This window comes from Natranaerofaba carboxydovora (assembly GCF_022539405.1).
GTDB lineage: Bacteria > Bacillota > Natranaerobiia > Natranaerobiales > Natranaerofabaceae > Natranaerofaba > Natranaerofaba carboxydovora.
Map to the genome: position 1 here is coordinate 2,361,795 of NZ_CP054394.1, position 25,259 is coordinate 2,387,053.

Below are 25,259 nucleotides of genomic sequence, written 5' to 3' on the forward strand. Positions count from 1 at the left end.
TTCTTTTTTACTGCTCAATTAGCTTTCTTCTTTTTCGTTCAAATTGTTGTTTAAAAATATCCCATCTGTAAGAACAGCCATAGATTTTTCAATTAATTCTTCATTTGGTTTTTCTCCATCAATTATAATATAATAACAGATCACCTGCTGTTCTACACCGCGAAATATTCTAGTATACAAATTTGAGTCACCAAATGCAACTTTACCATTTTTTATGCCTTTTTCAAATTCACTTTTTAACTTCTCTATGAATAATCCTCTAATATCTATCAACCACTCATAAAGCGTCCCTGTAGACAAAATATCTGATGTAAAAAGAAATCTAGCTACATCTTGATTTTCCCATAAGAATTCAGTTTCTTTTTGCAGCAGCAGTTTTAGCTTGTCAACAAGAGGCATATCTTTGTTCAAAATTGCCATTTTTAACTCTTTATACTCTCTAATACCTTCTTTCATCATTTCTTCAAATAGTTCTTCTTTACTACTAAAATAAAGATAAACCGAACCTTTAGCAATATCAGCTTCCTTTGCAACCTCATCGACTTTAGCATCATGAAAACCTTTTTGCCCAAAAACTTTTCTCGCTGCATCAAGGATCAACTGTTTTTTAATCTTTCTTCACCTCTTTTCAGATAAAATCATAAATAATGATTCTGGTGCAAGAAGTCTATTCACATAAGCTAATTGTTTTTAGATGTATTACAATTAAAACAAAACCTTAGTTCATATGACTTGTTGCACCAGAATCAAATAATTTATTTGTAATATCAATAATTAATAGTATCTTCACCTGCTGTCACCTGGGGTTTTTGACTTTTATTCTTGATTCTTTCACTTACGTCATCCATCAAAGTATAAATAACTGGCACTACCACCAAAGTCAACAAGGTGGAAACCAAAAGACCACCAATAGTAACAGTAGCCATAGGAGCAATAGCTTCTGCTCCTTCACCAATACCAAGGGCTAAAGGCAGCATACCAATTACTGTAGTTAAAGTTGTCATCAAAATAGGCCTAAGCCTTTTCTTGCCTGCCTCCATAATAGCCTCTTGGCGCGGGGTATCCCTGTCCCGGTACAACAGATTGATGTAATCAACCATTACTATACCATTATTTACTACTATCCCGGCGAGCATTATTATCCCTATAAAAGCAATAATGCTAAAAGTCCGTCCTGTAATCAAAAGCGACCCAACAATTCCAAGCATTGTCAAAGGCAAGGTAAACATTATAATAAAAGGATATAACAAAGATCCAAACTGGGATGCCATCACCATATAAACCAAAACCACAGCAAGAGCTAATGCTACTTTTAGCTCATCAAACGCCTGTACAGTATCCCGGTAAATACCCATATATTCGATACTATACCCAGAGGGTAAATCGAGCTTTCCTACCTCTCCTTGTATATCATCCATAACAGAGCCAAGGTCTCTGTCCGAAATCTGACCTGTTATTGACCCAGAGCGCATTTGGTCTTGACGCTCAATATCTCTTGGAGCTTCCCCAAAGCTAAGCTCTGAAATCTCTTCTAAAGGAACCACTTCTTCTGATGGAGTCTGGACTAAAAATGATGAAACAGTAGACAGGTCCCACTTTTCTGGATGTTCCATCATTATATTCATATCATACTCTTCTCCATCCTCACGATATAGCGACACCAGCTCACCATCTAAGGCTGTATTCATATAGCCCCCGAGTTGATATGGAGTCAAACCATAAGTAAGTGCCCTATCTCTATTCAAATCAACAGTTAATTGCGGGGCTAATTCATCAAAACTTGTATCTACTTCACTTGTACCTTCTACACCTTCTACAATTTCAGATATTTCTTCTGTCAGTTGTTCTAATTCATCTAAATCGTCTCCTCTAACAGCAATATCAATATCTTCCTCCATCCCGGCAGCACCTGCTACCATATCCTGATCAATAACCACCGTGCTAATTCCAGGTGCCTGTGGTAGAATCTTTCTGATTTCCTCAGCAACCTGAAAAGTATCTCTATCTCTTTCATTTTGGTCAACAAGCATAACCTCGATACTACCTACGTTAGAGACCTCTTCATCCATCAAACCACCGCCGCCAATACTAGAAAAGGTAGATTCCACCTCATCTATTTCTGATATTTTATTTGCATATCGGTCAATGGTGTCTTCAGTATCATCAATATGACTTCCTACAGGTGTATTTATATTAACAGTAATTTCACCCGTATCCATAGGCGGCAAAAACTCAAAACCTACCATAGGTATCATCAGTATAGAGCTTATCAGTACTACAACAAAAAGAGCTCCTATTTTCATACGGTTAGCAAGGCTCCAACCAATAATCTTTTCATATTTAACTGTCATTTTTTCCAACATATTGTTAAAAGCTATCGTTATTTTATCAGATCTCTTATTCAAGTCCATATCAGCAGGAATAAACTTTGTTGTCATCACAGGAATAACTCCAGCTGCCACTAATAGAGAAGCCAATAGAGCAAAAGTAACCGTCCACGCAAGGGGAGTAAATATAATACTTGCCACACCTTCTACAAAGACAATAGGCAAAAAAGCAATCACACTGGTTATTGTCGCTGCAGCAATAGCACCTACAACCTCATTACTTCCATCAACTGCTGCCTGGTTAGGTGATAGTCCTTCCTCTCTTTTTCTAAAAATATTTTCTAATATAACTATAGCACTATCCACCATCATCCCAATTCCAAGAGCTAAGCCGCCAAGAGTGATGAAATTCAGTGTATATTCTCTAAAATAAATCAGATTAAATGTTGCAATAACAGAAATAGGAATTGCCGCCCCAATGATTATTGTTGCTTTGACATTTCCTAAAAATAGCCACAGTACTATCATAGCAATAATAGCACCCGTAACACCCATATTGACAAGGGTACTAATACTTGCTTCTATGAATTCACTTTGATCTGAGGTAACAACAAAGTGCAAATCACCTGGCAGTTCTTCTTCTATACGATCAAATTCTTCTGTCACGCTGTTTGCTACTTCAACTGTATTAGCTTCACTTTCTTTTCTTACTGAGATTGATACTGAAGATTCCCCGTCAATCTTTGTTATAGGCCTTTGCCTTTCCATAGTATCTTCTACTTCAGCAATTTCACCCAACCTAACTGGGACACCACCAGATTCAGCTACAATTAGATTTTCTACTTCATCAACTGTTTCAAATTCTCCTTCGATTTCTATCAAATAATCACGCTGGCCTTCTGTCACTTGACCACCAGACATATCCACATTTGAAGCATACAAAAGCTCACCAAGTTCCTGTATAGAGATCCCATAAGCAGACATTTTATATGGATCAACTTTTATCTGTACTTCTCTTTCTACCCCTCCTGCAACCTCCGCTAAAGCTACACCATCAAGTCTTTCAATGCGATTTACTATAACATTTTCGGCAGTATCTGTTATTTCATCTTTGCCTTGAGCTCCTTCAATTCCTGCAGTAATAACAGGCAGCATATCAGGGTCAAGCTGCATGACAGAGGGACGCCCTATATCATCGGGCAATTCCTCCATAACCATGTCCACCATCTCACGAACCTCAAGGGCAGCACCGTCCATATCACTGCCCCAATCAAATCTCAATATAATTTCACTCTCACCAGGCCTTGATGTTGACATGACGGTATCTATCCCGTCCACAGTAGACAAAGCATCCTCTAGATTAGAAGTAACCATGTTTTCTACTTCCTGTGGCCCTGCCCCCTCATAAGGAGTTGTAATCATAATAGCAGGTAGATCAATATCAGGAAACAAATCTACATTTGTTTCCGATACAGCTATAACACCAATTAACAAAACACCTAGAATAACCATCAAAACTGCTACCGGCTGTTTAATACCTAGAGATGGAAGATTCATGAACTATCACCCATCTCATAGTCATTTGTTTTGTCAACTTCAACCAAAGCACCGGGCGAAATTTCGGCAAATCCTTCTACAACAACCTGTTCGTCTTCAGAAATACCGGATTTGATCTCTACGTAACCGTCATCAATTATCCCTTCACTAACTTTGACAAAATCAACCACTTTATCCTGGTTTTCTTGAGACACTGTATAAACACCGGTTTCCCCATCCATTTCAACTACTGCATGACTGGGTATCGTTAGTGAGCTTTCTCTTTCATCTATCGTAACATTTATTTGGCTGTACATTCCTGCCCGTACTTTTTCTTCTATTTCCCGGTCAAGTTCAATCTCTAAAGGATAAGCCTGACTATCTTCTGGTGGAACTTGACCTACATTGGTTATAGTACCCTGGGTATATTCTTTTGAGACTGAGGGAATTTTCATTTCAACATTTTGTCCTTTTTCTACACTTCCTACATAAACTTCTGGCATTCCTCCAATTACCTGGTAACTATCAGTATCTAACATAACAATAGCTGGTGCACTAGTTCCTACTAATTCATCTTCCTTTGCATCAACAAGAGCTATCTCTCCAGATACAGGAGCAGTAATCCTGGTTCGCTCAATCATTCTGTTGGCTAGATCAACCCCTACTCTGGCTCTATCTACCTGAGAGCGAAGTGCGTTAAGCTCTTCATCCCTTGCACCTTTCTTTACAGATTCTTTGTAACCTTCGGCAGCTTCTAATTGCTCTTTTGCATTAATATACTGAAGCTCCACCTGCTCAAGCTCCTGATCAGATGCAAAACCACTATCATGCAGTTCTTCTACACGTTCAAGTTCTCTATTCATTTGTTCTTTTGCTTCTTTGGCTCTTTTGACACTGGTCTCTGCCTCTTTTTTCTCTCCTGTCCTAGCTCCTTGTTTGGCATCTTCTAGCTTTGCCGTTGCACCACGCAGGCTTGCTTCTGCTTCTTCTCGTTTTAGATTATAGTCGTCTTTTTCTAATTCCATTAGCATATCCCCTTCTTCTACGTGATCCCCCTGTTCTACATGTACTGTTTCTACTTTTCCTGATACTTCTGGTATGATGATTCTTTTTTCTGTAGGATCAACTTCCCCAATTACAGTTACCTGTCTTTTCATATCCCGCTCCTTTGGAGAAGCGGTTTCTACAATTGGGAGTTCTTCCTCAACAACCACCTCTTCTTTCTGATAATACTCTACAATATACCAACCCATACTAACCGCTATTATAATTACAAATACAGAAGCTATTATCTTCTTTTTTTTAATAAAGAAACTTCTAAAGTTAGATTCTTTTTTACCTTCCATGGAAACTCCCTCCTAATAAAATCTCCACCTAATCAAAGTTTTTTAAACACCAACTATACGAATGACCACTCAGTCATTAATGAGTATATGCTAACCCCACAAAATCTATTATAAATCGGGGATTATTATAACTTGATATTTACTGACTTGCGAGTCAGTTGTGCTTTCATCATTATATCCTTTAAATTTTTTAATTGCAATAAAAAATTAAACAAAAAAAAATAAAGTAAAGTTTTTCTCATTATCACGCTGATATTTGGGAAATATTATTATTATTAATTTTTTCTAGTTATATGTTTACAAAGTTGCAGTATTAGGGTGAAAAGCCCACGGTTTCAAATCGCGGGATGTAAGCCCATTTTTTAAAATAATGGCTGCAGTAAATTGCAAAAAAGTATACAATAGAATTATAAACAAGAATATCGAAGAACTAAAAAACAGTATCATTAATCAATAACAGTACCAGACCCTAAACCTAAAGATGCCGTCAAAACAAAATAATTTTTTTAAATATCTTTAAGGAGAGTTTATTTATGACTGAATTTGTAGAGTTATATGGTGGGCCTTGTGATGGTGAGGTGAGGATGATAGAGTTTGATATAGACACAATTCTAGTTCATCACACTTCTAACAAATATAAGCATATATCAAAAAAAGATGTCCTAATCTACAAACGAAAAGAAAAAGATAGCAGCGTTTTCGAATATGATGGGAAATTATAAGTTTGATTATGGTGCAAAAAGTCTATTCACATTATAGTGTTTTTAATTGATATATCTAAGATTCGATAACAGTCGAAATAAGGCTTCCTAATTCAAGAACTCCTCCTGAGTTCAATTAGCTAATGACCTCCTGTCATTAGACCTTATTTCTCCTGCTTTCTCATCAAGATATATGGCAATTAAAAACAAAACTTTGTTCATATGACTTTTTGCACCATAATCAAAATTTAAACATAATCAAAATTTAATTTGACAACACAACAAAAGTGATATATAATTAAACTAGATACCCCACAGGGGTATATCAGAGGGTTAAAGATTTAAGTATCAATCTCCATCCAATACGATGTAGGGGAGGAATATATATGCCTGTCTACGAATTCAAATGTAAAAAGTGTAATACTGACTTCTCAAAAAAATCAAGTATGGCAGAAAAAAAGTATATTAAATGTCCAAAATGTGATTCTAAAGAACTTAAAGAAAACTTCACCACTAACACTTCCTGCAGTTTATTTGCAAAGCGCCTTTCAGGCGGATGAGGCTAAAACAAAAATAGGGCTGTAAGCCCTTGAAAGCTGACTCTTTTTCATATAATAGCTGCTTTTTAATAAAGCAGCTATTTTTTATCTAAATTTTTTTCATGTTCTTATTAAAATTATCTAAACATAGTATTATAAGAACAAAGTCTTAAACAAAGTTTTTATCTGAACATTTGCAATCTAGGATGTCACAAATATTTCAGCCAGGGTGATATAGATGACACAATTAAAAACATTAATCCTAATCCCAATATTTATACTTTCAATTATTACAGGCTGGTTTTATCTACTTGGAATGTCTTTTGAGACGACTTTTTTGAGTACTTCATATTTTGAAGATTTAACAAAAGAAGTGGATATTATTCCCTATATCTATGATAATATCCCTTATGATACCATGTTAGAAGACATCCCAGAAAACATACCCGGAAGACTTCCCATATCAGATAATATAAATATTTTTGAAGACAAAAGATTTCAAGAGATGGTAGAAAGATCTTTTGTTGCAGCCTTCCCTAAGTCATGGACCAGGGAACAATCTATTATAGTAATTAATGAATTCTTAGAGTTCACCAAAGAAGAAAAACAAGAATTTGATCCTATGATAAGCCTACATACTCCTAAAGAAAATATACATAATAATCTTGTCTCTTACTTAAGAGAATATACCGATAGATACAATTTAGAGAGATATCTAAATAGATCTGTAGAAGACATAGTAGCACTTACAATAGATGAAATGGATATCCCTGAAGAAGTGCACCTGGTCAAAATAAACCCTGAGCTTTCAAGTGATATAGAAACTGCCGCCACAAACCTTCAAAACTTACGTAGATACTATCTAACACTTCCATATATAATTTTTGGAGGTATCTTCCTATCATTTTTTATCTTCACAGGTTTAAAAGGGGCAATTAAAGGCCTTGGCGCTTCCCTTTTAATTTCAGGGTCAAGCTTTTTATTCTTTCTTTTTCTTAGTCGATTTGTCTTTCTTTATTCACTGATAGAATATATGGCTGCAGAAACCAAGATCGACCAGGATATATTACTACAAACAGCAGAATTCACCCTGGATAACTGGTTTTCACTTCCTATTATCTTTAGCACAGTGGGAGCAGTATTATTTGTAGCCGGTGGGATATTACCTACAAAAAATTAGAGCGCCTGAAATACTATAGCAGGCGCCCTAATCATCAAACAGCAAATTATTAATCACTTTATCATTTATTATTCATCAGTTATTTTAGACCTATATCTATCTCACCAGTTTCTTCGTACCATTTTACACTTTCTCCTAAGACCTCACTCACAAATCTTAGAGGTACCATCGTACGGTCATTCTTTATCTCTGCTGCAACGTCTAGCTCTTCAACTCTTTCTTCCCCATTTTCTATGATACTAACCTGTTTTTCACCAATAGGCAGTTCAATTGTGGTCATATGCCTTTCAATTGTAACTGTTCTGGTATCATGATCCCAGCTAACATCCGCTCCAAGAGCTTCGGCAATTGCCCTCACAGACAATATTGTACGGTCATTTGTAATCACAGGATCAGTTGTATCTTCAAAGTTTAACCTTTCACCGTATACATAGATTTTTTCATTTAGCTCCATTTCCCTTCTTTCTGCAATAAGATCAGGATTTTGAAGGATCTCTTCTACCTCACTAACTCTTTTTTCGATATTTTGTCTTCTTATAAGCCTGTCCATAACACTATCAAAAACTTCATTTACATCTTCACCAGTAATCTCAAATATTTCCTTTAAGTCTTCTACAACTTCATCATCTCTTAACCCTTCATAAAATTCCCTTGCCTCATCAACAATAAAGATAATATAATCTGTTGATAGACCATAAGTAGTTTTTAACTGATCCAAAGTAGAAAGATCAAAATTATCGATACTATCTAAAACAACATCCATATTCAATCTTACATTTAGTTCATCGAGCCTATCCCGCAAATCCTCGTAACTCTCAACACCTTCTAACTCATCAACCTCAGCTAAAGCTTCAGAGTGCTCATCGATCAAATCATCAATTACAGCTTCAAGATCGATTCCATCAGGTCCTTTTTCATAAAGTTCTTCAAAATACACAAGTTTTTGTTCCAGGTTAAGATCAAGATTTTCTAGCTCGTTTTCTAATTTTTCTTTAGAATCTTCAATCGCAACAACACTTCCTACCGCTGCCCCAATAAGTAATATAGAGATTAGTACTAAAACTGCTTTTTTCAAAAAAAGCTCCCTCCCTTGATTAGATTAATACTTCTACTACTCAGTTGGTTCTAAACTTCCTTCTACTATATTTTAAACTAAAACCCTTAGCATGGGAACCTTTATTTAAAATTACTAATAATTGGCATCCAGCTCGAGTTTAATTTAAAATTTAATTTTCTGGAGTAACTTTCCACAGCACCCCAGTCCTTGGGATAGCATTAGGAGCCATATCAGAAAACTCAAACACACCAAAATCAAGAACATAAAGTGACTCACCCTCAGGATCAAATTTAACAGCTATCGGCCTGTTTAGACCCTGACCAAACCGACCGGCTCTAGGCTTTTCACCTTTATTTTCAAGAAATACATAAAAATGTTCTGTCCCCGGATCAAGCCTTAAAATCATTGCCGGCACAGGGTCTTCTGTTTCACCTGTCATAGGCTCCCCGTCTCCAAATACCGCCACAAAAATATCCGATGGTCCGATATCTTTTGGCACCTCTTTTTTCTCCTGTGAGCCTACTTCGGCAAATTCCCCAGGAGCTATATCAAGCTTCATAGGTGAAAAATGAGGCGGGAAGGATGCATAAGGCTCTTCTACTTCAGGATGATCTTCTAAAAGAGGTTCTAGCTCTTCTCCTCTATCACTTTGAAAAATATCCGATTCTATAGGTTCAGTCCCTACATAATCAGGCCAGCCATAAAAGCCGCCCTCCTCTACCCGATAGATAAAATCCGAAGCATCTTCTACAGCCCTTGGTCCCCTATCATCATAGCCAAGTACCGTAGTAAAAAGCTCGCCCTTATCACTAAAAGTAAGACCATAGGGATTTCTTAGCCCCCATGCATAAAGCTCTAACTCATAATCCTCGTCAGGATCAGCCCTGTAGATAGCTGCATTACCGGGTGTTTCACCCTTAATCTCCTGACCTTTTTCACTTCTGCTGCCAAAAGGCATAAAAGCTCCCGTCTCTACCTCTTCTGCAGATAGTATCTCTCCAAGGTCCTGGCTTTTGTAGTTCACTCCTCTTAGGCTAATATCTTCTGGTGGAATATCATGAAACTCTGGATAATCCTGAAGCCACCCGTAAATATAATTATCATCGCCAACTATACCTGCATTAGTAGCAGACCCCTGGCCAAAATAAAGCTTACCATCAGGGTCAAATAAAAGATCATTATTTTGATGATCACCATGAGAGGGAAGTCCAGTTATCAGATCTTCTACCTCTCCTCCTCCTTTATCAATTTTGGATATTTTCCCCCTGTGGGAAACATATATCATCCCATCTTTGTATGTAAGCCCGTTAATTGGACCGTTAAAGTCTGTGGATATCTCTTTTATATTGCCGCCTTTAGGATCTACCCTGAGAAGCCTTGGAGTAGTTTCTTTTGGGCCGTATGCATATCCGGCTTCTGCCACATAGACATATCCTTCCTCACAAAAAGTAAGACTTGTAGGATAGGTGAAGTTTTTGGCAACTACATCCACCTCATACCCATCATGTACCGCCAGATTTCCTGGACTTGTTGTAACAGCAGCCCGAAGCAAAAGAGGGGCAGAAATAATACCTATTAGAAGGACCACAGCCGGCACTATGTACTGCCACTTCTCCTTCTTTTTGCCAAGCCAAACACGATAAAGTAAGGTCATAGAGATCCCATACACCAAAAAAGCAAGTAAAGACAACCCATGATCAAGAGGATTAGCAAAAACAGGCGGAAAACCTAGAGCTAGAGGTATAAGTATCAATGTACCTAATCCCCAAACCAAAAAACCTATTCCAACCCCAATAAGTACACTAGCCGCAAAACTATCTACCTTCTCCCTTATAGCAACACCATATATCACACCAACCAAAGTAGTCATTACAAGAACCACTACAAGCCCCTCTATTAGACTAACACTTGTAAGCAGCAAACCAAGAGCCGGAAGCATCCAACCACCCCATAAAAAAAGCGATACCATAATGCCTCCAACTATACCAGAAGCTGCTCCAACCAGTGCATAATATCCATAGCTTTTCAAAGCCAAATTTGACCCCCTTTTTTGTCACATTACTATAAGACTTAATTGTTAACCTTATTATTAGTTGAACCACTCCTATAATTTATAATTGCCAACTGTACAATAAAACTTGCATTTTAAAAGTATATATGCTAAATTTTGATTTGAATTATCTTTAAAATAGAACTATTGTACTAACTTTGTTTAGAAAAAAGGTGATTTTGACCTATATTCCGAAAAAGAAGTTAGTATGGCTGTAGTATTAAATATTGTCATCGGGTATATTTTAAAAATTGTTAAAAAATCTTAAGAAAGGGTGGAATAAAATGGAGCATAACGTCAAAGAAGTATTAAAAGAAATTGAGGAGTTAAGGGATGAGCTTGAGAGGTTATATGACAAAAAAGATATAGGTGACCCAGAAATTATTGAAAAAAGCCAAAAGCTAGATAAAAAGCTAAATATATATAATAGAATACATAATAATAAGTGAATCGTTAAAATTTTTCTTTTTACAATTCACTTATTTATTTACTATTTTTCACTTTCAGCTTTTCTCTTTTCCTTATAGTCAAATTTATCTTCATACATCCTATCGTCAGCTTTTTTGAAGATATTTTCTAGTGAAACTCCTTTTTCGTTAGCAGTTGCAAATCCTATAGCTATACTCATAGGGATCTCCGGTTCTTTTTTGTTGTATTCTTTTACTTTGTTTAAAATTCTATTTACTACCTTTTTGGCGTTGTTGGCATCGGTATAGGGAAGGATAGCGCCGAATTCGTCACCTCCTAACCTAGCTACAATATCAGACTCCCTAAAACAATCTTTAAAGAGGGTTGAAACAGCAAGTATAACTTCGTCCCCTTTGTCATGTCCAAGGTTATCATTAACCCATTTCAGGTCATTTAGATCAAAAACTATTATAGTTATGGGGTATTCTCTACTTTTTTCTAATCTCAAAAGCTCAGTATCAAAAAACCCTCTATTATAAAGGCTGGTCAGAGGGTCATGTGTGCTCAGATACTCAAGTCTTTTTTGATAGTATTCCTGCTCAGCTATATCTCTAAAGTTACATACAGCCCCAAGAACATCTCCCCACTCATCTCTCATCAAATAAGCAGAAAAAAGCACCGGCACTTTTTTCCCTATACTTGTCTGTAAATATCTTTTTTCATTTCTAACAAGCTTGTTATTTATACCGTACCCAAGGTTATACGGCAGAGGAGAATTGTTCTCTACAGCACTGCCCTCAAATATATAATCTATACTCTCACCAATCAACGTTCTTTGTTTAGACCCCAAGATATTTTTTGCTTCTCGGTTTACCATTTGAATTTGTTTGTCTGTATCAATTAAGATAACACCTTCACCAATTGTCTCTAAGATTTCTCTGGTAAAATTTTCGGGGGTAAGGGACATTAGCCTTAGCTTTGTTATGGAGTACCATATACTACCCACAGGAAGCAAAAGACCTATAATAGTCAAATTATACCCAAAGGTTTCCCCATTAAATAGGCGATTTCCCGTCAGTACAAGCAAAGCTAAAAAAACCGTAAAAATAATAATCTTTGCCTGTTTTCTTTCCCTTACAACAACGGAATCACATCCCCAACGCCAGATCACAAACAAAGAGATCATCGTAAATAATATATAATAACTATCATATAATAAAAACCAGGTATGTTCATAGGAATGTATAATATTCCATCCATAGGCAGTTTTAATCAAATTTTCACTTCCCCATTCATAAACAAAGAAGTAGCTATATGTAAGAATTACAGTCGGAAGGTATATAAGAGGATAGATCCACCATTTACTTAAAACCCATTTATTTTTTGTAAGCTCTAAGGAAAAATGAAGGAAGAAAGCAAAAGTAGCACACCAGCTCACAACAGAAATCTCCTGCCACAATAAAGCAGACTCCACATCAGGGGCATAGACAAAAAAAGCGCCAGAAAATGCCCTCACACTAAGGCTCAGGCTAAGAGCGAAAAAAAGCTGGTTTACTCTCGCTTTAGGGTTAAGATGAAGCACATACGCACCAAAAAATAAATAAAACGCAAAGCTAAGTACAATAGCCATCAAAAAGACGTTCATCCCCAAATCTCCCCCAGGTTATTTTACTACCCCATACCCCATTAATATAATATTATTCATTAACCTAATTTTAGAATTAAGAAATTCATCCTGAGTTCAATTAGCTAATGACTCGTTACACCAGAATAAATTGTCTAAAAATTAAAATATTTTTTAACTACTACCATAATAATATATTATAATGTTACAATGCAATCTCTTTTTTTAAAACAAATACAAATGCATTGACAACAAGAGGGTCAAACTGGGTTCCCGAGGAAGCTTTTATTTCAGAGATGGCTTTTTCTTTTTCCATAGCATCTCTGTAGGGCCTGTCGCTTATCATAGCATCATAAGCATCAGCAACAGCAATTATCCTACATTCTATTGGTATTTCTTCACCTTTTAGGCCAAGAGGATATCCTTTGCCATCCCATCTCTCATGATGCTTTAGAATAAGACCTGCTACCCCGGCCATATCTAATGAAGATAGAGCGATACGATAACCTTTTTCTGAATGTGTTTTAATAATTTTCCATTCTTCATCGTCCAAAGGCCCCTCTTTAAAAAGAATATGATCTGGTATACCAACTTTTCCTAGATCATGAACCTGGGCGAGAAGGGATAGATCATTTAACTGTCGATGTGAAAGTCCTATTTCCTTGCCAACTTTTTCACACAAATCACCGAGCCTGTTGGCATGTCCTTCTGTTATATGATCTCTTTCTCTAAGGGCCGCCATTAAAGTATTAAGGATTTGCGATCTTGTACCAGCCTCTTTATGAAGTTTGCTTCTATACATACTATCAGCTGCTTCTTTTGTCGCATCCATAAGTTTATCACTATTATGGGCCGTTGAGACACCGATGGAAATATTCAAAGGGAATTTCGGGTTATCTGTATTGTGTTCATCAACTTTTTTACAAATATCATTAACGATATTCTCTCCCAATTCTTCAGGAGTTCTTGGCATAATTATACTAAACTCGTCCCCTCCAACCCTTGCCAAGATATTCATATCACCAGCTTTTTCTTCCAAAATATCTGCTGCTGACTTAATAAGCTGATCTCCCACATCATGCCCCATAGAATCATTAATCACCTTAAGACCATCAAGATCAACGGATATAATAGTAACCGGATAATCCTTTTCAGATTCTTTAAGATGTTCCAAACACTTCTCAAAATACGCCCGGTTATAAAGGCCTGTCAAAGCATCGTGGTTGCTGTTGTAGATTAAATATGACCAGTACTGTTTTCTTTTAAGAATATCTTCTAATCTCTTCGAAAAAATATTAAAAAGTTTTTCCCTATTAGAGTTCATTTCATGGCAGTGCTCAAAGAAGATCGTACCCGTATCAAAATTATATTCAAAAGTATTATTCCCCTTCTCCAAAAACATTTCTTTTAACTGAATGAAGGTTAATTCATCTTCTTTTCTAGAGCCAAATCCCCAAATACAATAAGGGCTTAATTCTCCTTCATCATCTGTAATAAATATTGCGATCTTTTTGGCACCAAGGACCCTTGAGCCTTTTTCTATAATCTCCTGTTTTAACTCCTTATCATCAACGGAAAAACTTAAAGAAGAAATATCATATAATGCTAAAACTTCCACAGGATCTAAGCTCATTCATAATCACCCCGTTAAAAAAACTATAGATTTATTAAAAAATAAGGGCAAACCAAAAGAACTTGATATCTCCCCAAAAGTTAATATCCCAAAAGTTTTTTTGTCAAAATGTTTGCCAATACAACTTAACTCCTTCTCAAAATCCTTTTTCATAAGTAGATACCTTGATACACAATCAAATACCAAAACAAATTTGTTTTCTTTGGCACAGGCATTATTAGCTGTCGCAAATGCATTTTCAACAAGCTCATCCACACCGGCTTCCATGATAACCCCTGCTGTATCCTGAGGAAGCTCAGAGACAAACACCAAGCTATCATCCTCTCCTACCTCAATAGGATCTCTAATCAAAAATCTATCCCCAATGCAAGGAATACCGACAGGATGCTTCATTCCGTAATAAGAAAAATTCTTTTTCGTAATACCCCCTAATAGCTCTGAATACCTTTCAAAGGCGGGGATCCCATCTATTTCGTATACCACTTTTCCTTTTGCTTTTGTTATCACAAAAGCTTCACTTCTAGGGCTCCATCCATGCCCTACTGTTTGCTCCGGTAAAAACCCTTTCACAAAAGCTGTTGCAACAGCTTTGTCTGATATACCGTTTTCAGTAAACTGACAGGGCTTATGAAATTTCAGGTTATCTCCAGAACCTCCACCGGCATATCTAACCCTAGAACCTAATTTGTTATAGATCCCCCTTAACATCGAAGAAATATCATAGCTAAACCCATCGGGGAAAATAAACAGAGTTCCAGCTTCATCTTCAATTACAAAACCATTATCATCTTTTTCAGGTCCATTATCTTTTGATCCATTATCCATATCATCTCTAAGATATTCTGAATAATATTCACCAATTATTTCTCCGCTTCTATAGGCATCTTCCTGCCTACCTTTTAGAAAGCTTGTCCTAACATCTAAGTTATCACCTCTAAGTCCAAAGGCACTTACGCATTTTTCGTATACCTCGCTACCAGAGATAACCCCAGGAACACAGGCTCCAACAAATCTCGATAGTTTATCTTTACAGACTTCATATACAGCTTGATGATCATAGGTATCGGTAAAAAAAATTAAAACAAGATCAAGTTCTATCTCACCAATCTGATCTTTTATTTGTTTTAAAGCATCAGCGGCTGCTTCTTTGCTGTCATTTTTATCACTTAAACCTATGGCAGTTACAAAACTCATTTTATAATCCTCCAGGTTAGTTTTTCCACTTTATCATAATATAAAAATTGTCAATTAATGTCGATAAGACCAAAATCTTATTATTTTTTGTCAAAATATAGGCCGGCAGTCCCGTCATCGTCTATGTCCCCCGCTATACCAGGCTCTGTCATCTCCTTTGGGTGAAGAATCCTGTTTACTTTTTCTTCTGATAAGGCCCCTTCCTCTACTACAACATCTCTTACCCCGCGGCCTGTCTTTAAAGCCTTAAGTGCTATTTCAGAAGCTTTTTCATAACCTATATGAGGATTAAGGGCAGTTATAATGCCGATATTTTTTTCCGCCTGCTCTTTGCAGTGCTCTTTATTTGCCATAATACCTTTGATACATTTTTCTGTAAGCACATAGGCACCATTCGTTAGGCTCTCTAAAGATTCAAAGAGATTATGAAATAGCACCGATGTCATCACATTCAAATCAAGCTGTCCTGCTTCAGCTGCCATTGTTATGGTCTTGTCATTGCCTATCACCTGAAAAGATATTTGATTAATAACTTCAGTAATTACAGGGTTTACCTTACCTGGCATGATAGATGAACCAGCTTGAACAACAGGAAGGCTTATCTCACCAAAACCACATCTAGGCCCTGATGCCATGAGCCTTAAGTCATTACACATTTTCGATAGATTGACAGCACAGGTCTTAAGGGTTCCGGAAAGGTTTAGATAATCGTCCATGTTCTGGGTAGAATCTACCAAATGCTCACTTATCTCTAGCTCAAGGCCACTGATGTAATTTAGCTGATCCTTAGCCTGTTCAATATAAACCTGATCTGCATTAAGCCCTGTACCAACTGCGGTAGCACCAAGATTAATATATTTAAGCTCCTTTAGAGCTTTGTTAATCCTTTTGATATCCCTAAAGACAAACCTGGTATATGCCCCAAACTCCTGACCAAGCCTTATAGGCACGGCATCCTGAAGATGGGTTCTTCCTGTCTTCAAGACATCGTCAAATTCTTTTTCCTTCTCAAAAAGAGCGTCATGGAGGTCATCAAGGTTTGCTATTAGCTTTTTGCTTAGATTAGTTATTGCTATTTTGAACGCTGTTGGAATCACATCATTAGTCGACTGGGACATATTCACATGGGTGTTTGGCGAAACAAAAGTGTAGTCGCCTTTTTTGCCTCCCAAAAGCTCTACGGCCCTATTAGCAATTATTTCATTAGCGTTCATATTAATCGGTGTACCTGCACCACCGTGAATCACGTCAATTATGAACTGGTCATCAAACTTACCGGATATCATCTCCTGGCTTGCTTGCTTTATGGCCTGGCCAATATCTTTAGATAACTTACCTAGCTCCATGTTGGCTTTAGCAGAAGCCCATTTCACCATTCCAAGGGACTTTATGAGTTCTGGGTGAATATTATGACCCGTTATAGGAAAGTTCTCCCTTGCCCTTTCTGACTGGATACCGTAATAAGCATCAGCAGGAATCTTCTTTAGGCCAAAGACATCTTCTTCAACTCTAAGCTCTATCTTTCTTTCATCTTCCATAAAAAATTTAACACCCTTTCATAAAGTTAAACAAAATATATTATATAAAGTCTATTATCTAATGTTTGTATAAAATATTCTCTCTTCAAGAGGCGCACCTGGCCCCTCGCCTATTAGCCTTACCGCCCTAGCTGCTGCTTCTAGCTGTTTGTCAGTAGGTTCTTTTGTCATAATAAGATACTGAAATAAAGCACTAACCCATAATAAAGGCTTAAACACCACTTCAAAAAATCTAATTTTAACCAGGTTAAAAAGTTCCATCGCCAAAATAAGAGAGATAAGCACATTTATAAACATTACCGTTCCCGTAAGATAGTTAAGCAAAAACACCAACGGCAGATAAAACACCACCAAAGTTGTTCCACATCTAGAACTTACCCTGCTTTGCTTTTTAATATTATTTACAGTTAAAGGTTCATCCATTAAAGCAGCATTAATAGCCTTATGCTCTGCACCGTGATACCTAAATAAATCTATCAGCTTCCCCGTATATAATTTTAACTTACCAGTAACCAAAAGCCCTACAAGGACTATCAAAACCAGGTACATAAAGTACCAGGAAGATACAAAAGAAGGTGAAGATGAAGCCGCAATAAAATATCCAGGAAATATCAAAAAAAGTATATCGGAAAAAACAGATAATATCAGTACCAACAAAAGAAACAATTTAGGGATTTTGCCAAGGGTCATAGACAAAAGCTTAACAAGCATCTTAAGCTTCATAAAAGACCTTACTATAGGAATCTTTGTCAATATTCCTTTATTTTGCTTCAAGTTACTTCTTTTCTTGGTAAGCTTAAATCCATCACTAAAATCATTGTATATTACTATACAATCGCTTGCGAAAAAATATATCCCGTTAAATTTTGCCCTGCCTCCAAGGATTTTATCCTTTATACTTATATTTTGTAGATTCATATCCTCTACATTCATTCATAAACACCTCGTTAATATATTCTGTATCCTTTTGATCTAGCTGATATAAATTTATTATAACATAACCAGCAAAGATTACTTGATAAACTAAATAAGTTTTCGAAAATTTCTCTAAATTATTTTTAAAAATATTATTGAAAATCTTGAGTATCTGTTATATAATAGAACCACCATAATAGATTAGTTGTTATATAATGCTAAGGTTTTAAGGAGAGGAGGGAAATCCTTGAATAGTGTTAAGGTAAAAAAGTATAAAAATAATCATGACAACAATAACAATAGATTGATTGACCAATACTTTGATCAATGGATTGAGTTTATGAAACAATATAATAACACCAAAACCCTTGAATGGTGTGGCAAAGAATGTAAGGAAGGATGGAAGTCTTGTCAAAAAATGCAAAAGGAATTATTCTCTTTCTGGTTAAATAACATAAGCAACTTAGAGCCTGATGACATAGCTATGAAATTTGGGGCAAAGACTTTTGCCAAATGGCAAAAAAATGTATGGAAACATTGGATGAAAATTCAAAAAGTCTTTTTGGACCAATGCCTAGATAAGATTAAAGAAGAGGAGGAGGAAAATAACCTAACCCCAGAGCAGGCCATGACCAAGTTGTATGACTGCTGGCTTGATATGTTGGATGAGTGCACGAAGACAATGACAGGCAACAAGACAGGCGACAACACCTAACAACTAGCACACCCCATACCCCCATATATAATATATATTCTACCCCCTGTTAAGCATAGCATAAGTGCTTTACACAGGGGGTAGTTTATTTATTAAACCTTTAAATATTAAAAGGTTTGCTGCGTTGTTTGTTGAAATAAATTAGATAATACAAAATGATTCTACTGCAATCAATAATCAATTTTCAATTAATTTATTCAGATGGAGGCAGGGCAAAATGGCCATCGTTCTAAAAGGCGAAAAATCTCTAGAAGGTAAAATCAAACGAAAAGAACAGGCTAGAGATCAGCTAAAAGGCGACATAAAAGAGACTAAATCAAAGCTTTGGACCCTTAGAAAAGAAGGTGTTAAGGATATTTTTGAAAAACTCTTTGGCAAAGATAATAATTACGAAAACACAACCGAAGAGAAAAAAGAACTAAAAGAAAAGATAAAATCCAAAAAAGAGGAAATAGAAAAGCTAGATGAAGAAATTACAGCCCTTACAAAAGGCCACGCCGGAGAAGAAGTGGTAACAAGTATACTAAAACAAAATCTATCCGATGAATATTATATACTAAGCGGCAAAAAAATAGGCGGCGAAAAAGAAAAAGCAGAAATAGATCATCTGGTTATAGGCCCAAAAGGAATAATTCTAATCGAGGTAAAAAATACAAGCGGTATATTCTATTACGACAGCGAGGGAGAAGGCTGGCTAAAGGCTCCTTTTTCCGGCAAAAACGCCCTTATAACACCCATGAAAAGTCCTCAAGATCAGGTGGAAAGGGCAAGTAGGATATTTAAAGGAAATTTAAATAACCACTCAAATATTAACATTAGTATTTCTAATGTTAATATTAATACAGCAGTTGTCTTTGCAGACGATAAATGTGTTTTTAACGGTATCGAAAACAGATTTACTATGAAGACTCCTCTTCTATTAAAAGATGAAATAATCCCCTATATCAATTCCCTACCTCAGGACAAACTACTATACAATAATAATGAAGCCGCCAGAAAGTTATCAAATATAATACTAACACAAAAACCTAATAATTAGTTCTTCGGAGGTAATCAGTTGTTTATTGCAACTTTTAAAATTACTTGATATAATAATTTGTTGATAATAACCTATGGAGGATGTCAAATGAATACAACAATCAAAGGAATGGCAATAGCTGCTATTATCCTCTCCACAACAGCTTTATTTAGGGGAGGATTTGAACTGTTTCTTGATGGAATTTTAGTTGGAGCAGGTATGCTCATTCGGATAATACCCCTTTTAGTAGTAGCTTTTGCGGTCGCTGGACTGATAGCAGTACTAATAAATGAAGAGAAAGTTTCTCGCTGGCTTGGGAAAGAAGCCGGATGGAAGGGCCCATTTTTCGGAGCACTTGCAGGAGCTTTGGTACCAGGAGGACCGTTCTTTTTTTATCCTATGATGGCTACGCTATTACTTTCCGGAGCAGAAATAGGTACCTTAATAAGCTTTGTAGCAGCCAAGACCATCTGGAGTGTAGGTCGTATCCCGATGGAGATAGCTTTTGTAGGAACTGAATTAACAATCTTAAGACTTGCCGTAACTTTTATCTTTCCTATTCTTGTTGGCATGATTATAAATACCTTTTTCTCTGGAATGACCGAAAAAATAAAATCAGACGTAGAAAATACTCAACTAAAGAATACAAATAAAGAAGCCAGTAAAGCAGATTATAAATAGAACAAAGCATAAACTTAGAAAAAAGAGGTGACAGGATTTGCTAGATGCATTTATTATATTAACTCTCATGGGAGTAACCCTTTTAATTATAGCATACAGACGCGGAGATAACTCCCACATCAAAGGCTTTATCGAAGGCAAAAATATGTTCAAAAACGTCCTTCCCTTGCTACTGCTTGCTTTTACGATAGCAGGATTTATAGAAACCTTAATCCCTGCAGAAACAATTAGCACCTGGCTTGGCGAAGAAGCAGGTTGGAAAGGATTTTTCATTGGTCCAGCAGTTGGCGGCTTAGTTCAGGGAGGACCATTTACTTTCTTTCCCCTTTTTGATGCTATCTTTAGGGACAGCATTGGCACTGGCACAGCTATAGCCATGATAACAGGGTGGGGCATGTTAAATGTGGGACATATCCCTTATGAGTTAGCTTTTCTTGGACCTAGATTTGTAACATTAAAAATTGCATCTTGTATAGCTATACCGCCTCTATCCGGGGTATTATCACACTTTTTGATAAATATTCTCTGACATTCTCTTAAGAAGATCTATTATTATCTTGTTTTCCTCTTCTGAAAAATCCCCAGACAATATTTCTGTAACATTTTTCAATATCTCTTTTATATCTTCTTTTATTTCGTTACCTTTATCAGTAACATACACTTCCTTTATCCTATTGTCAGCTTCGTTAACCTTTCTGATAACATACCCTTCATTACTTAGTACATTTAACTGTTTGGTTACTGTTATTTTGTCAAGATGAAGTTTGTCTCCTAATTCGTTCTGAGATATCCCTTCAATATTATGATATTCCTTAAGGTCATATAACTCTTTTAATATTTCGACCTGGGTAATGTTAAGGTTAAATTTCTTCACCCTTTGGTTAATATAATATGTTATAAATTTGGACAATGCGTTAACATGCTTTCCTATAGACTCCCTTGACATATTAATCCCTCCATCCATCCTTTATATTGCTATCCCTATACCACTAACTATAGTACAAAAATTCATATGAACAAAGCTTTGTTTTAATTCTAATAAACACTGCTACTGTTTATTTTATCACACAAGTTTAAACTTTCACAAGCAAGTTTTCATATCTACTTTAAATTGTATCATTTTATAATATATTTACCTACAGCAATTTCCCTTAGGGGAGCAAAAAATATGATTTTTAATTTTAATTCTGTCACTTCACCAAAATAACTAACTCACTCATGCTTAAAATTCTATCTCTCCTGGGTTACTTTTCTTATATCCTCATCAATCAGAAAAAAACCCCTCTAACTTTTATTTTAAACCGTGTTTTTGCTTTATCACAGCCTCATATATAATTAGATCATCCCACACAGACAGGAGGTGAAAAAAACATGGTGATGATAGGAACAGAAATATCTAGTCTTCAGTTCAGGCTGATGACAGGCGAAGACGATGAAGGCCAGCCTAAGTTAAGCACAAGAACCATCGGAAGAGTAAAGGCAGAACTAACAGATGAAGAAGCATTCGAGCTTGGAACAGAGATCATGGGTCTTCAAAAAAACCCGGTATCCACTTTGTACAGAGTAGACAGGAAAGAATTGATAGGCTCTGAAGAGTAGACAAAACTTAAAAGAAGCCTTACAAAGGAGGTGAACCCTAGTGATAAGAGAATATCTTCAGATGAGCTTTAGGAACTTAGAAGGTGGTAACTTCACCCTTTCAGTATACGATCCAAAGGAAGATTTGACCTCAGAAGAAGTGGAAGCAGTCATGAATAATATCCTCGAGAAAAACTCATTCAAATCCCCCGGAGGAGACTTAAAAAGTAAGAGTGCTGCAAGAATAGTAACCCGCCAGGTTAATACTTTGGCAGAATTCTAAAAAACCCACCAAAACAGCAGGGAGCCCTGGAAGTAATACCTCTCCAAGACCCTGCTGTTTTCAATTAGAAAGGAGGCAAGCAAAGTGGAAGAATTAACCTATGCAATTGCAAACCTTGGCTTTCCCATAGCGGTAAGTATCTACCTTCTAATCCGAATAGAAGGTAAGCTCGAATCGCTAACGGCAAGCATCAACGAGCTAAGCAGGGTTTTAATAACCGCTCCTGAAATCAAAAAAATCAAATAAACCAAGCTCTTAACCTGGGCATAATTCTTCCCAGGTTATTTTTTTACTTACGTAACAACTGTATATTTGTTAAAATATATTTATATTGTCTCTTTTAAATTGTCTCTTTTAAATTGTCTCTTTTAAATTGCCTCTTCTAAATGTTCTAGGGAATATGTTTTTGACTAGATTGACTGGAGGATTATGAAATGGTAGCTACCCTTAAACGCGGTCTAAATAACAGCTTTGAAGTTATAAAAGAACTAGGAAAAGTACTTGTACCTGTTATTTTTCTAGTAACATTTTTGGAACATTCGGGGGTACTATACATATTAGCTGATTATGCTTCTCCTTTGATGAGGCTCTTTGGCCTTCCCGGGGAAGCTGCCCTTGTGCTTGTGATAGGTAACTTAACTAATGTATACGGGGCTATAGGGGCAATACTTAACTTAGAATTAACTGCAAGACAGATCACAATAGTTAGTGTTATGGTAACAATAAGCCACAGTTTACCCAGTGAAACAGCTATAGTTACTAAAGCCGGGGCTCATGGAAGATGGGTACTTATCTATAGAGTAGTGGCAAGTATTATCTTTGGTTTGTTTTTGAACCTTGTATTGTAGGTTATAGGAGGAGACTTTTGGAATGAACTGGTTAGAAATGCTTCAGGATGCTGTAAGCTCAAGCTTCTTTTCTATGCTTCAGATAACATTAATAGTAATACCTTTGCTTGTTGTTACTGAATTTTTAAAAGAAGGCGGCCTATTAAACAAAATATCAAGGTTATTTGAACCTTTTACAAATAAATTAAACCTATCTAAAGAAGCTGCCTTTCCTATAGTTATAGCCTGGACAGTTGGACTGCAGTACGGGGCTGGAATTGTTATGCAGGTAGGAAAAGAAGGTAATCTAACAACCAAAGAGCTTACCATTACCGGAATTTTCATAGGAATAGCCCACTCTTTAATAGAAGAAACCATTTTATTCTCAGGTATTGGAGGCAATCCTTTTATATTATTTTTCTCCAGATTCTTTGCAGGTTTAATATTTACATATATATTTCTACTGCAGTTAAAATTAGTCAAACACTATCTCTAACATTTATATTTTCTCTATTTTTTGTTTCTACTTTTAACTCTAATTCTGCATCTAAACTTGGTTCTGCATCATTTCTTCTATCTAACTCTGGCTCACACGAGGTAAAAACATAATTAGAAAGCACAACTACTGTAAGGATAATTATCCCGCCAACTAACAAGCTTATTACACCTTTATTATTCATTATTATAGCCTCCCACTTAGTGTCTAAGATTTAGATTAGAATTAAAAATACTGGTCTTTTGTTAGGCCAAACTAGTTTTAGTATAATCAGAAAAAGTTTATTAAATTCACAAATATTCGACAAATGTTTGAAGTGCTTGGCAAGAATCGATATAATGAGTACAGAGTAAATTAAAAATATTATTTCTTTTTGTGATACACAGGAGGAAAAGAATTAGGAAAAACTTTAAAAAGAATCCGTGGAAGACTGGCAGAGTATTATCATAATAAAACTGGAATACAAATTTAAAATAATCTTGGAGGTGGATATAGTGAAAGCTATAGTAGCAAAGCTTAAGGCAAAAGCAGGAAAAGAAGAAGAGTTAAAAAATGAGGTACTAAAACTCACCCGGGAGGTCAATGACAAAGAAGATGATTGTCTTATGTATGAGCCTTTTGTTTCAGAAGATGACCCTACCACAATCTTTATAGTTGAAAAATACAAAAATGAAGAAGCTATCGAATACCACAGAAAAACCTCCCACTATATATCAGCAAAGGAAAAATTTGAAGAGCTTCTAGACGGGCCGCCAGAAGTTAATGTATTAGATGAACTTTTTGGGGATTCGAAAAAAGGCTTGTTTGAAATGTAAAGCCAAGTCTTTAATATTTTTTATTTTTTCTTATTAGCTATCTTGTATGAAACAAAAGGCATAAGTACAGAGATGGCGAAAAATACTGTCCCGCCAACAGCCGTTTTCATAACATCATTAACTGTACTTATGCTCCAAACTCCAAGTAAAACCATAAACAAAATAAATCCAATAGTACTTATAAAACCCTTTAGGGCGGCTTTCTTAAAATTATACCCGTCTTTTTTTTCATGTTCTTTTTCATGAAGTTTTCCAAGAAAAGTAAACCTCAGGGTTATATACAAACTTGCAGCAAGAAACAAAACTACAATGTCCCAGGTACTCTCAACCGGATGATTAAGTATCAATACCCTAACGATTAATAAAGCTAATAGCCCAAAAAATAACAAATAAAAACTTTCGACAAAAACATTATCACTATAACTTGTAGATTTCGTATTCTTTGGTTTAAAATACCTAGGCTTTTCTTGCCGAATCACATACCTTTTTTTCAACACTTATAACCCTTCCTTTCCAGGTAATCATCCTCATCATATCAGAGGCCTTTTTACTGACGGCTCATCCTGTTCTTTCTCATTATTTACGATGCTCTACATGATCCTCTTTAACTTCTGTTTGGTTATCAGTTATGTCAAAAAAAACAGTAGAAAAGCAGCCAAGAGAACCAATAAAAATTAGAATGAATATACTGGCTAAAGCTAACTTTCTCTTACCAGTCATAATAACTCCCCCAGGCATAAATTCTTAGTAACAAGTATTATTTCGACAATAATCGAGGAAATACCTTCCATGTTCACT

At 36.0% G+C, this 25,259-nt stretch carries 28 protein-coding genes; 14 read left to right on the plus strand and 14 right to left on the minus strand.

The annotated features are described in order from the left end of the window. Nucleotides 1-18 precede the first annotated feature (18 nt). The 3 genes from ACONDI_RS11230 to ACONDI_RS11240 form a co-directional block, all read right to left on the minus strand. Nucleotides 19-600 (minus strand): TetR/AcrR family transcriptional regulator, encoded by a 582-nt coding sequence (locus ACONDI_RS11230; RefSeq protein WP_241078639.1) that lies wholly within the window; start codon nucleotides 598-600, stop codon nucleotides 19-21. 167 nt (nucleotides 601-767) lie between these two features. After that, nucleotides 768-3,884 (minus strand): efflux RND transporter permease subunit, encoded by a 3,117-nt coding sequence (locus ACONDI_RS11235; protein ID WP_241078640.1) that lies wholly within the window; start codon nucleotides 3,882-3,884, stop codon nucleotides 768-770. Then, the gene (locus ACONDI_RS11240; protein ID WP_241078641.1) at nucleotides 3,881-5,209 is read right to left on the minus strand and encodes an efflux RND transporter periplasmic adaptor subunit; all 1,329 of its coding nucleotides are present in this window, start codon (nucleotides 5,207-5,209) and stop codon (nucleotides 3,881-3,883) included. The genes ACONDI_RS11235 and ACONDI_RS11240 overlap by 4 nt, the downstream gene beginning before the upstream one ends. 533 nt (nucleotides 5,210-5,742) lie before the next feature. Here ACONDI_RS11240 and ACONDI_RS11245 point away from each other — a divergent pair. The 3 genes from ACONDI_RS11245 to ACONDI_RS11255 all read left to right on the plus strand — a co-directional run bounded on the left by ACONDI_RS11245 (nucleotide 5,743) and on the right by ACONDI_RS11255 (nucleotide 7,629). Further along, nucleotides 5,743-5,931 (plus strand): hypothetical protein, encoded by a 189-nt coding sequence (locus tag ACONDI_RS11245; protein WP_241078642.1) that lies wholly within the window; start codon nucleotides 5,743-5,745, stop codon nucleotides 5,929-5,931. Between the two features lie 365 nt (nucleotides 5,932-6,296). Continuing rightward, nucleotides 6,297-6,470: an FmdB family zinc ribbon protein gene (locus ACONDI_RS11250; RefSeq protein WP_241078643.1), complete on the plus strand. Its 174-nt coding sequence runs from the start codon at nucleotides 6,297-6,299 to the stop codon at nucleotides 6,468-6,470. Between the two features lie 217 nt (nucleotides 6,471-6,687). Then, nucleotides 6,688-7,629: a hypothetical protein gene (locus tag ACONDI_RS11255; protein WP_241078644.1), complete on the plus strand. Its 942-nt coding sequence runs from the start codon at nucleotides 6,688-6,690 to the stop codon at nucleotides 7,627-7,629. A gap of 79 nt (nucleotides 7,630-7,708) precedes the next feature. Here ACONDI_RS11255 and ACONDI_RS11260 read toward each other — a convergent pair whose 3' ends face one another. After that, a complete protein-coding gene (locus ACONDI_RS11260) occupies nucleotides 7,709-8,704 on the minus strand; it encodes a copper amine oxidase N-terminal domain-containing protein (RefSeq protein WP_241078645.1) in 996 nt (331 codons plus the stop codon). A gap of 151 nt (nucleotides 8,705-8,855) precedes the next feature. Then, nucleotides 8,856-10,721 carry a PQQ-dependent sugar dehydrogenase gene (locus ACONDI_RS11265; RefSeq protein WP_241078646.1) on the minus strand — a complete coding sequence of 622 codons (1,866 nt, stop codon included), beginning with the start codon at nucleotides 10,719-10,721 and terminating at the stop codon, nucleotides 8,856-8,858. 299 nt (nucleotides 10,722-11,020) lie between these two features. Here ACONDI_RS11265 and ACONDI_RS11270 point away from each other — a divergent pair, with 299 nt between their 5' ends. Continuing rightward, on the plus strand, nucleotides 11,021-11,185 hold the full coding sequence (locus tag ACONDI_RS11270; RefSeq protein WP_241078647.1) for an aspartyl-phosphate phosphatase Spo0E family protein: 165 nt from the start codon (nucleotides 11,021-11,023) through the stop codon (nucleotides 11,183-11,185). Between the two features lie 41 nt (nucleotides 11,186-11,226). Here ACONDI_RS11270 and ACONDI_RS11275 read toward each other — a convergent pair whose 3' ends face one another. From ACONDI_RS11275 to ACONDI_RS11295, 5 genes are all read right to left on the minus strand, one after another. Beyond that, nucleotides 11,227-12,789 (minus strand): histidine kinase N-terminal 7TM domain-containing diguanylate cyclase, encoded by a 1,563-nt coding sequence (locus ACONDI_RS11275; protein WP_241078648.1) that lies wholly within the window; start codon nucleotides 12,787-12,789, stop codon nucleotides 11,227-11,229. A 184-nt stretch (nucleotides 12,790-12,973) separates the two neighbouring features. Then, the gene (locus ACONDI_RS11280; RefSeq protein ID WP_241078649.1) at nucleotides 12,974-14,401 is read right to left on the minus strand and encodes a bifunctional diguanylate cyclase/phosphohydrolase; all 1,428 of its coding nucleotides are present in this window, start codon (nucleotides 14,399-14,401) and stop codon (nucleotides 12,974-12,976) included. Nucleotides 14,402-14,407: 6 nt separating this feature from the next. Continuing rightward, on the minus strand, nucleotides 14,408-15,595 hold the full coding sequence (locus ACONDI_RS11285; protein ID WP_241078650.1) for an FIST signal transduction protein: 1,188 nt from the start codon (nucleotides 15,593-15,595) through the stop codon (nucleotides 14,408-14,410). An 80-nt stretch (nucleotides 15,596-15,675) separates the two neighbouring features. Further along, entirely contained in the window at nucleotides 15,676-17,133 is a 1,458-nt protein-coding gene (locus ACONDI_RS11290) for an aspartate ammonia-lyase (RefSeq protein WP_241078651.1), read from the minus strand. 54 nt (nucleotides 17,134-17,187) lie between these two features. Beyond that, on the minus strand, nucleotides 17,188-18,066 hold the full coding sequence (locus tag ACONDI_RS11295) for a DUF1385 domain-containing protein (RefSeq protein ID WP_241078652.1): 879 nt from the start codon (nucleotides 18,064-18,066) through the stop codon (nucleotides 17,188-17,190). Between the two features lie 229 nt (nucleotides 18,067-18,295). On the opposite strand from ACONDI_RS11295, the gene ACONDI_RS11300 reads away from it, so the two are divergent. From ACONDI_RS11300 to ACONDI_RS11315, 4 genes are all read left to right on the plus strand, one after another. Further along, nucleotides 18,296-18,763 carry a hypothetical protein gene (locus tag ACONDI_RS11300; protein WP_241078653.1) on the plus strand — a complete coding sequence of 156 codons (468 nt, stop codon included), beginning with the start codon at nucleotides 18,296-18,298 and terminating at the stop codon, nucleotides 18,761-18,763. 217 nt (nucleotides 18,764-18,980) lie between these two features. Next, the gene (locus tag ACONDI_RS11305; protein ID WP_241078654.1) at nucleotides 18,981-19,802 is read left to right on the plus strand and encodes a nuclease-related domain-containing protein; all 822 of its coding nucleotides are present in this window, start codon (nucleotides 18,981-18,983) and stop codon (nucleotides 19,800-19,802) included. Between the two features lie 87 nt (nucleotides 19,803-19,889). Next, on the plus strand, nucleotides 19,890-20,462 hold the full coding sequence (locus ACONDI_RS11310; RefSeq protein ID WP_241078655.1) for a permease: 573 nt from the start codon (nucleotides 19,890-19,892) through the stop codon (nucleotides 20,460-20,462). 37 nt (nucleotides 20,463-20,499) lie between these two features. Continuing rightward, complete coding sequence (locus ACONDI_RS11315) at nucleotides 20,500-20,991, plus strand: permease (RefSeq protein WP_241078656.1); 492 nt, start codon at nucleotides 20,500-20,502, stop codon at nucleotides 20,989-20,991. Here ACONDI_RS11315 and ACONDI_RS11320 read toward each other — a convergent pair. Continuing rightward, nucleotides 20,965-21,408: a MarR family winged helix-turn-helix transcriptional regulator gene (locus ACONDI_RS11320; RefSeq protein ID WP_241078657.1), complete on the minus strand. Its 444-nt coding sequence runs from the start codon at nucleotides 21,406-21,408 to the stop codon at nucleotides 20,965-20,967. The two genes, ACONDI_RS11315 and ACONDI_RS11320, sit on opposite strands and share 27 nt — an antisense overlap. Before the next feature lie 425 nt (nucleotides 21,409-21,833). On the opposite strand from ACONDI_RS11320, the gene ACONDI_RS11325 reads away from it, so the two are divergent. From ACONDI_RS11325 to ACONDI_RS11345, 5 genes are all read left to right on the plus strand, one after another. Continuing rightward, entirely contained in the window at nucleotides 21,834-22,061 is a 228-nt protein-coding gene (locus tag ACONDI_RS11325) for a DUF1659 domain-containing protein (RefSeq protein WP_241078658.1), read from the plus strand. Between the two features lie 40 nt (nucleotides 22,062-22,101). Then, the gene (locus ACONDI_RS11330) at nucleotides 22,102-22,323 is read left to right on the plus strand and encodes a DUF2922 domain-containing protein (RefSeq protein WP_241078659.1); all 222 of its coding nucleotides are present in this window, start codon (nucleotides 22,102-22,104) and stop codon (nucleotides 22,321-22,323) included. 84 nt (nucleotides 22,324-22,407) lie between these two features. After that, nucleotides 22,408-22,569 (plus strand): YvrJ family protein, encoded by a 162-nt coding sequence (locus ACONDI_RS11335; protein ID WP_241078660.1) that lies wholly within the window; start codon nucleotides 22,408-22,410, stop codon nucleotides 22,567-22,569. A 188-nt stretch (nucleotides 22,570-22,757) separates the two neighbouring features. Continuing rightward, on the plus strand, nucleotides 22,758-23,171 hold the full coding sequence (locus tag ACONDI_RS11340) for a nucleoside recognition domain-containing protein (protein WP_241078661.1): 414 nt from the start codon (nucleotides 22,758-22,760) through the stop codon (nucleotides 23,169-23,171). Nucleotides 23,172-23,193: 22 nt separating this feature from the next. Continuing rightward, a complete protein-coding gene (locus ACONDI_RS11345) occupies nucleotides 23,194-23,646 on the plus strand; it encodes a nucleoside recognition domain-containing protein (RefSeq protein ID WP_241078662.1) in 453 nt (150 codons plus the stop codon). On the opposite strand, the gene ACONDI_RS11350 is transcribed toward ACONDI_RS11345, so the two are convergent. Then, entirely contained in the window at nucleotides 23,630-23,830 is a 201-nt protein-coding gene (locus tag ACONDI_RS11350; RefSeq protein ID WP_241078663.1) for a hypothetical protein, read from the minus strand. The genes ACONDI_RS11345 and ACONDI_RS11350 overlap by 17 nt on opposite strands. Before the next feature lie 310 nt (nucleotides 23,831-24,140). Between ACONDI_RS11350 and ACONDI_RS11355 the strand changes: the two genes are divergently transcribed. Next, nucleotides 24,141-24,461 carry a putative quinol monooxygenase gene (locus ACONDI_RS11355; RefSeq protein WP_241078664.1) on the plus strand — a complete coding sequence of 107 codons (321 nt, stop codon included), beginning with the start codon at nucleotides 24,141-24,143 and terminating at the stop codon, nucleotides 24,459-24,461. Nucleotides 24,462-24,481: 20 nt separating this feature from the next. Here the strand turns inward: ACONDI_RS11355 and ACONDI_RS11360 are convergent, their stop codons facing one another. Together ACONDI_RS11360 and ACONDI_RS11365 are read right to left on the minus strand one after the other, a co-directional pair. Further along, nucleotides 24,482-24,958, minus strand: coding sequence for a DUF6773 family protein (locus ACONDI_RS11360; RefSeq protein ID WP_241078665.1), 477 nt, complete (start codon nucleotides 24,956-24,958; stop codon nucleotides 24,482-24,484). Between the two features lie 79 nt (nucleotides 24,959-25,037). Then, entirely contained in the window at nucleotides 25,038-25,181 is a 144-nt protein-coding gene (locus tag ACONDI_RS11365; protein ID WP_241078666.1) for a hypothetical protein, read from the minus strand. Between the last annotated feature and the right edge of the window lie 78 nt (nucleotides 25,182-25,259).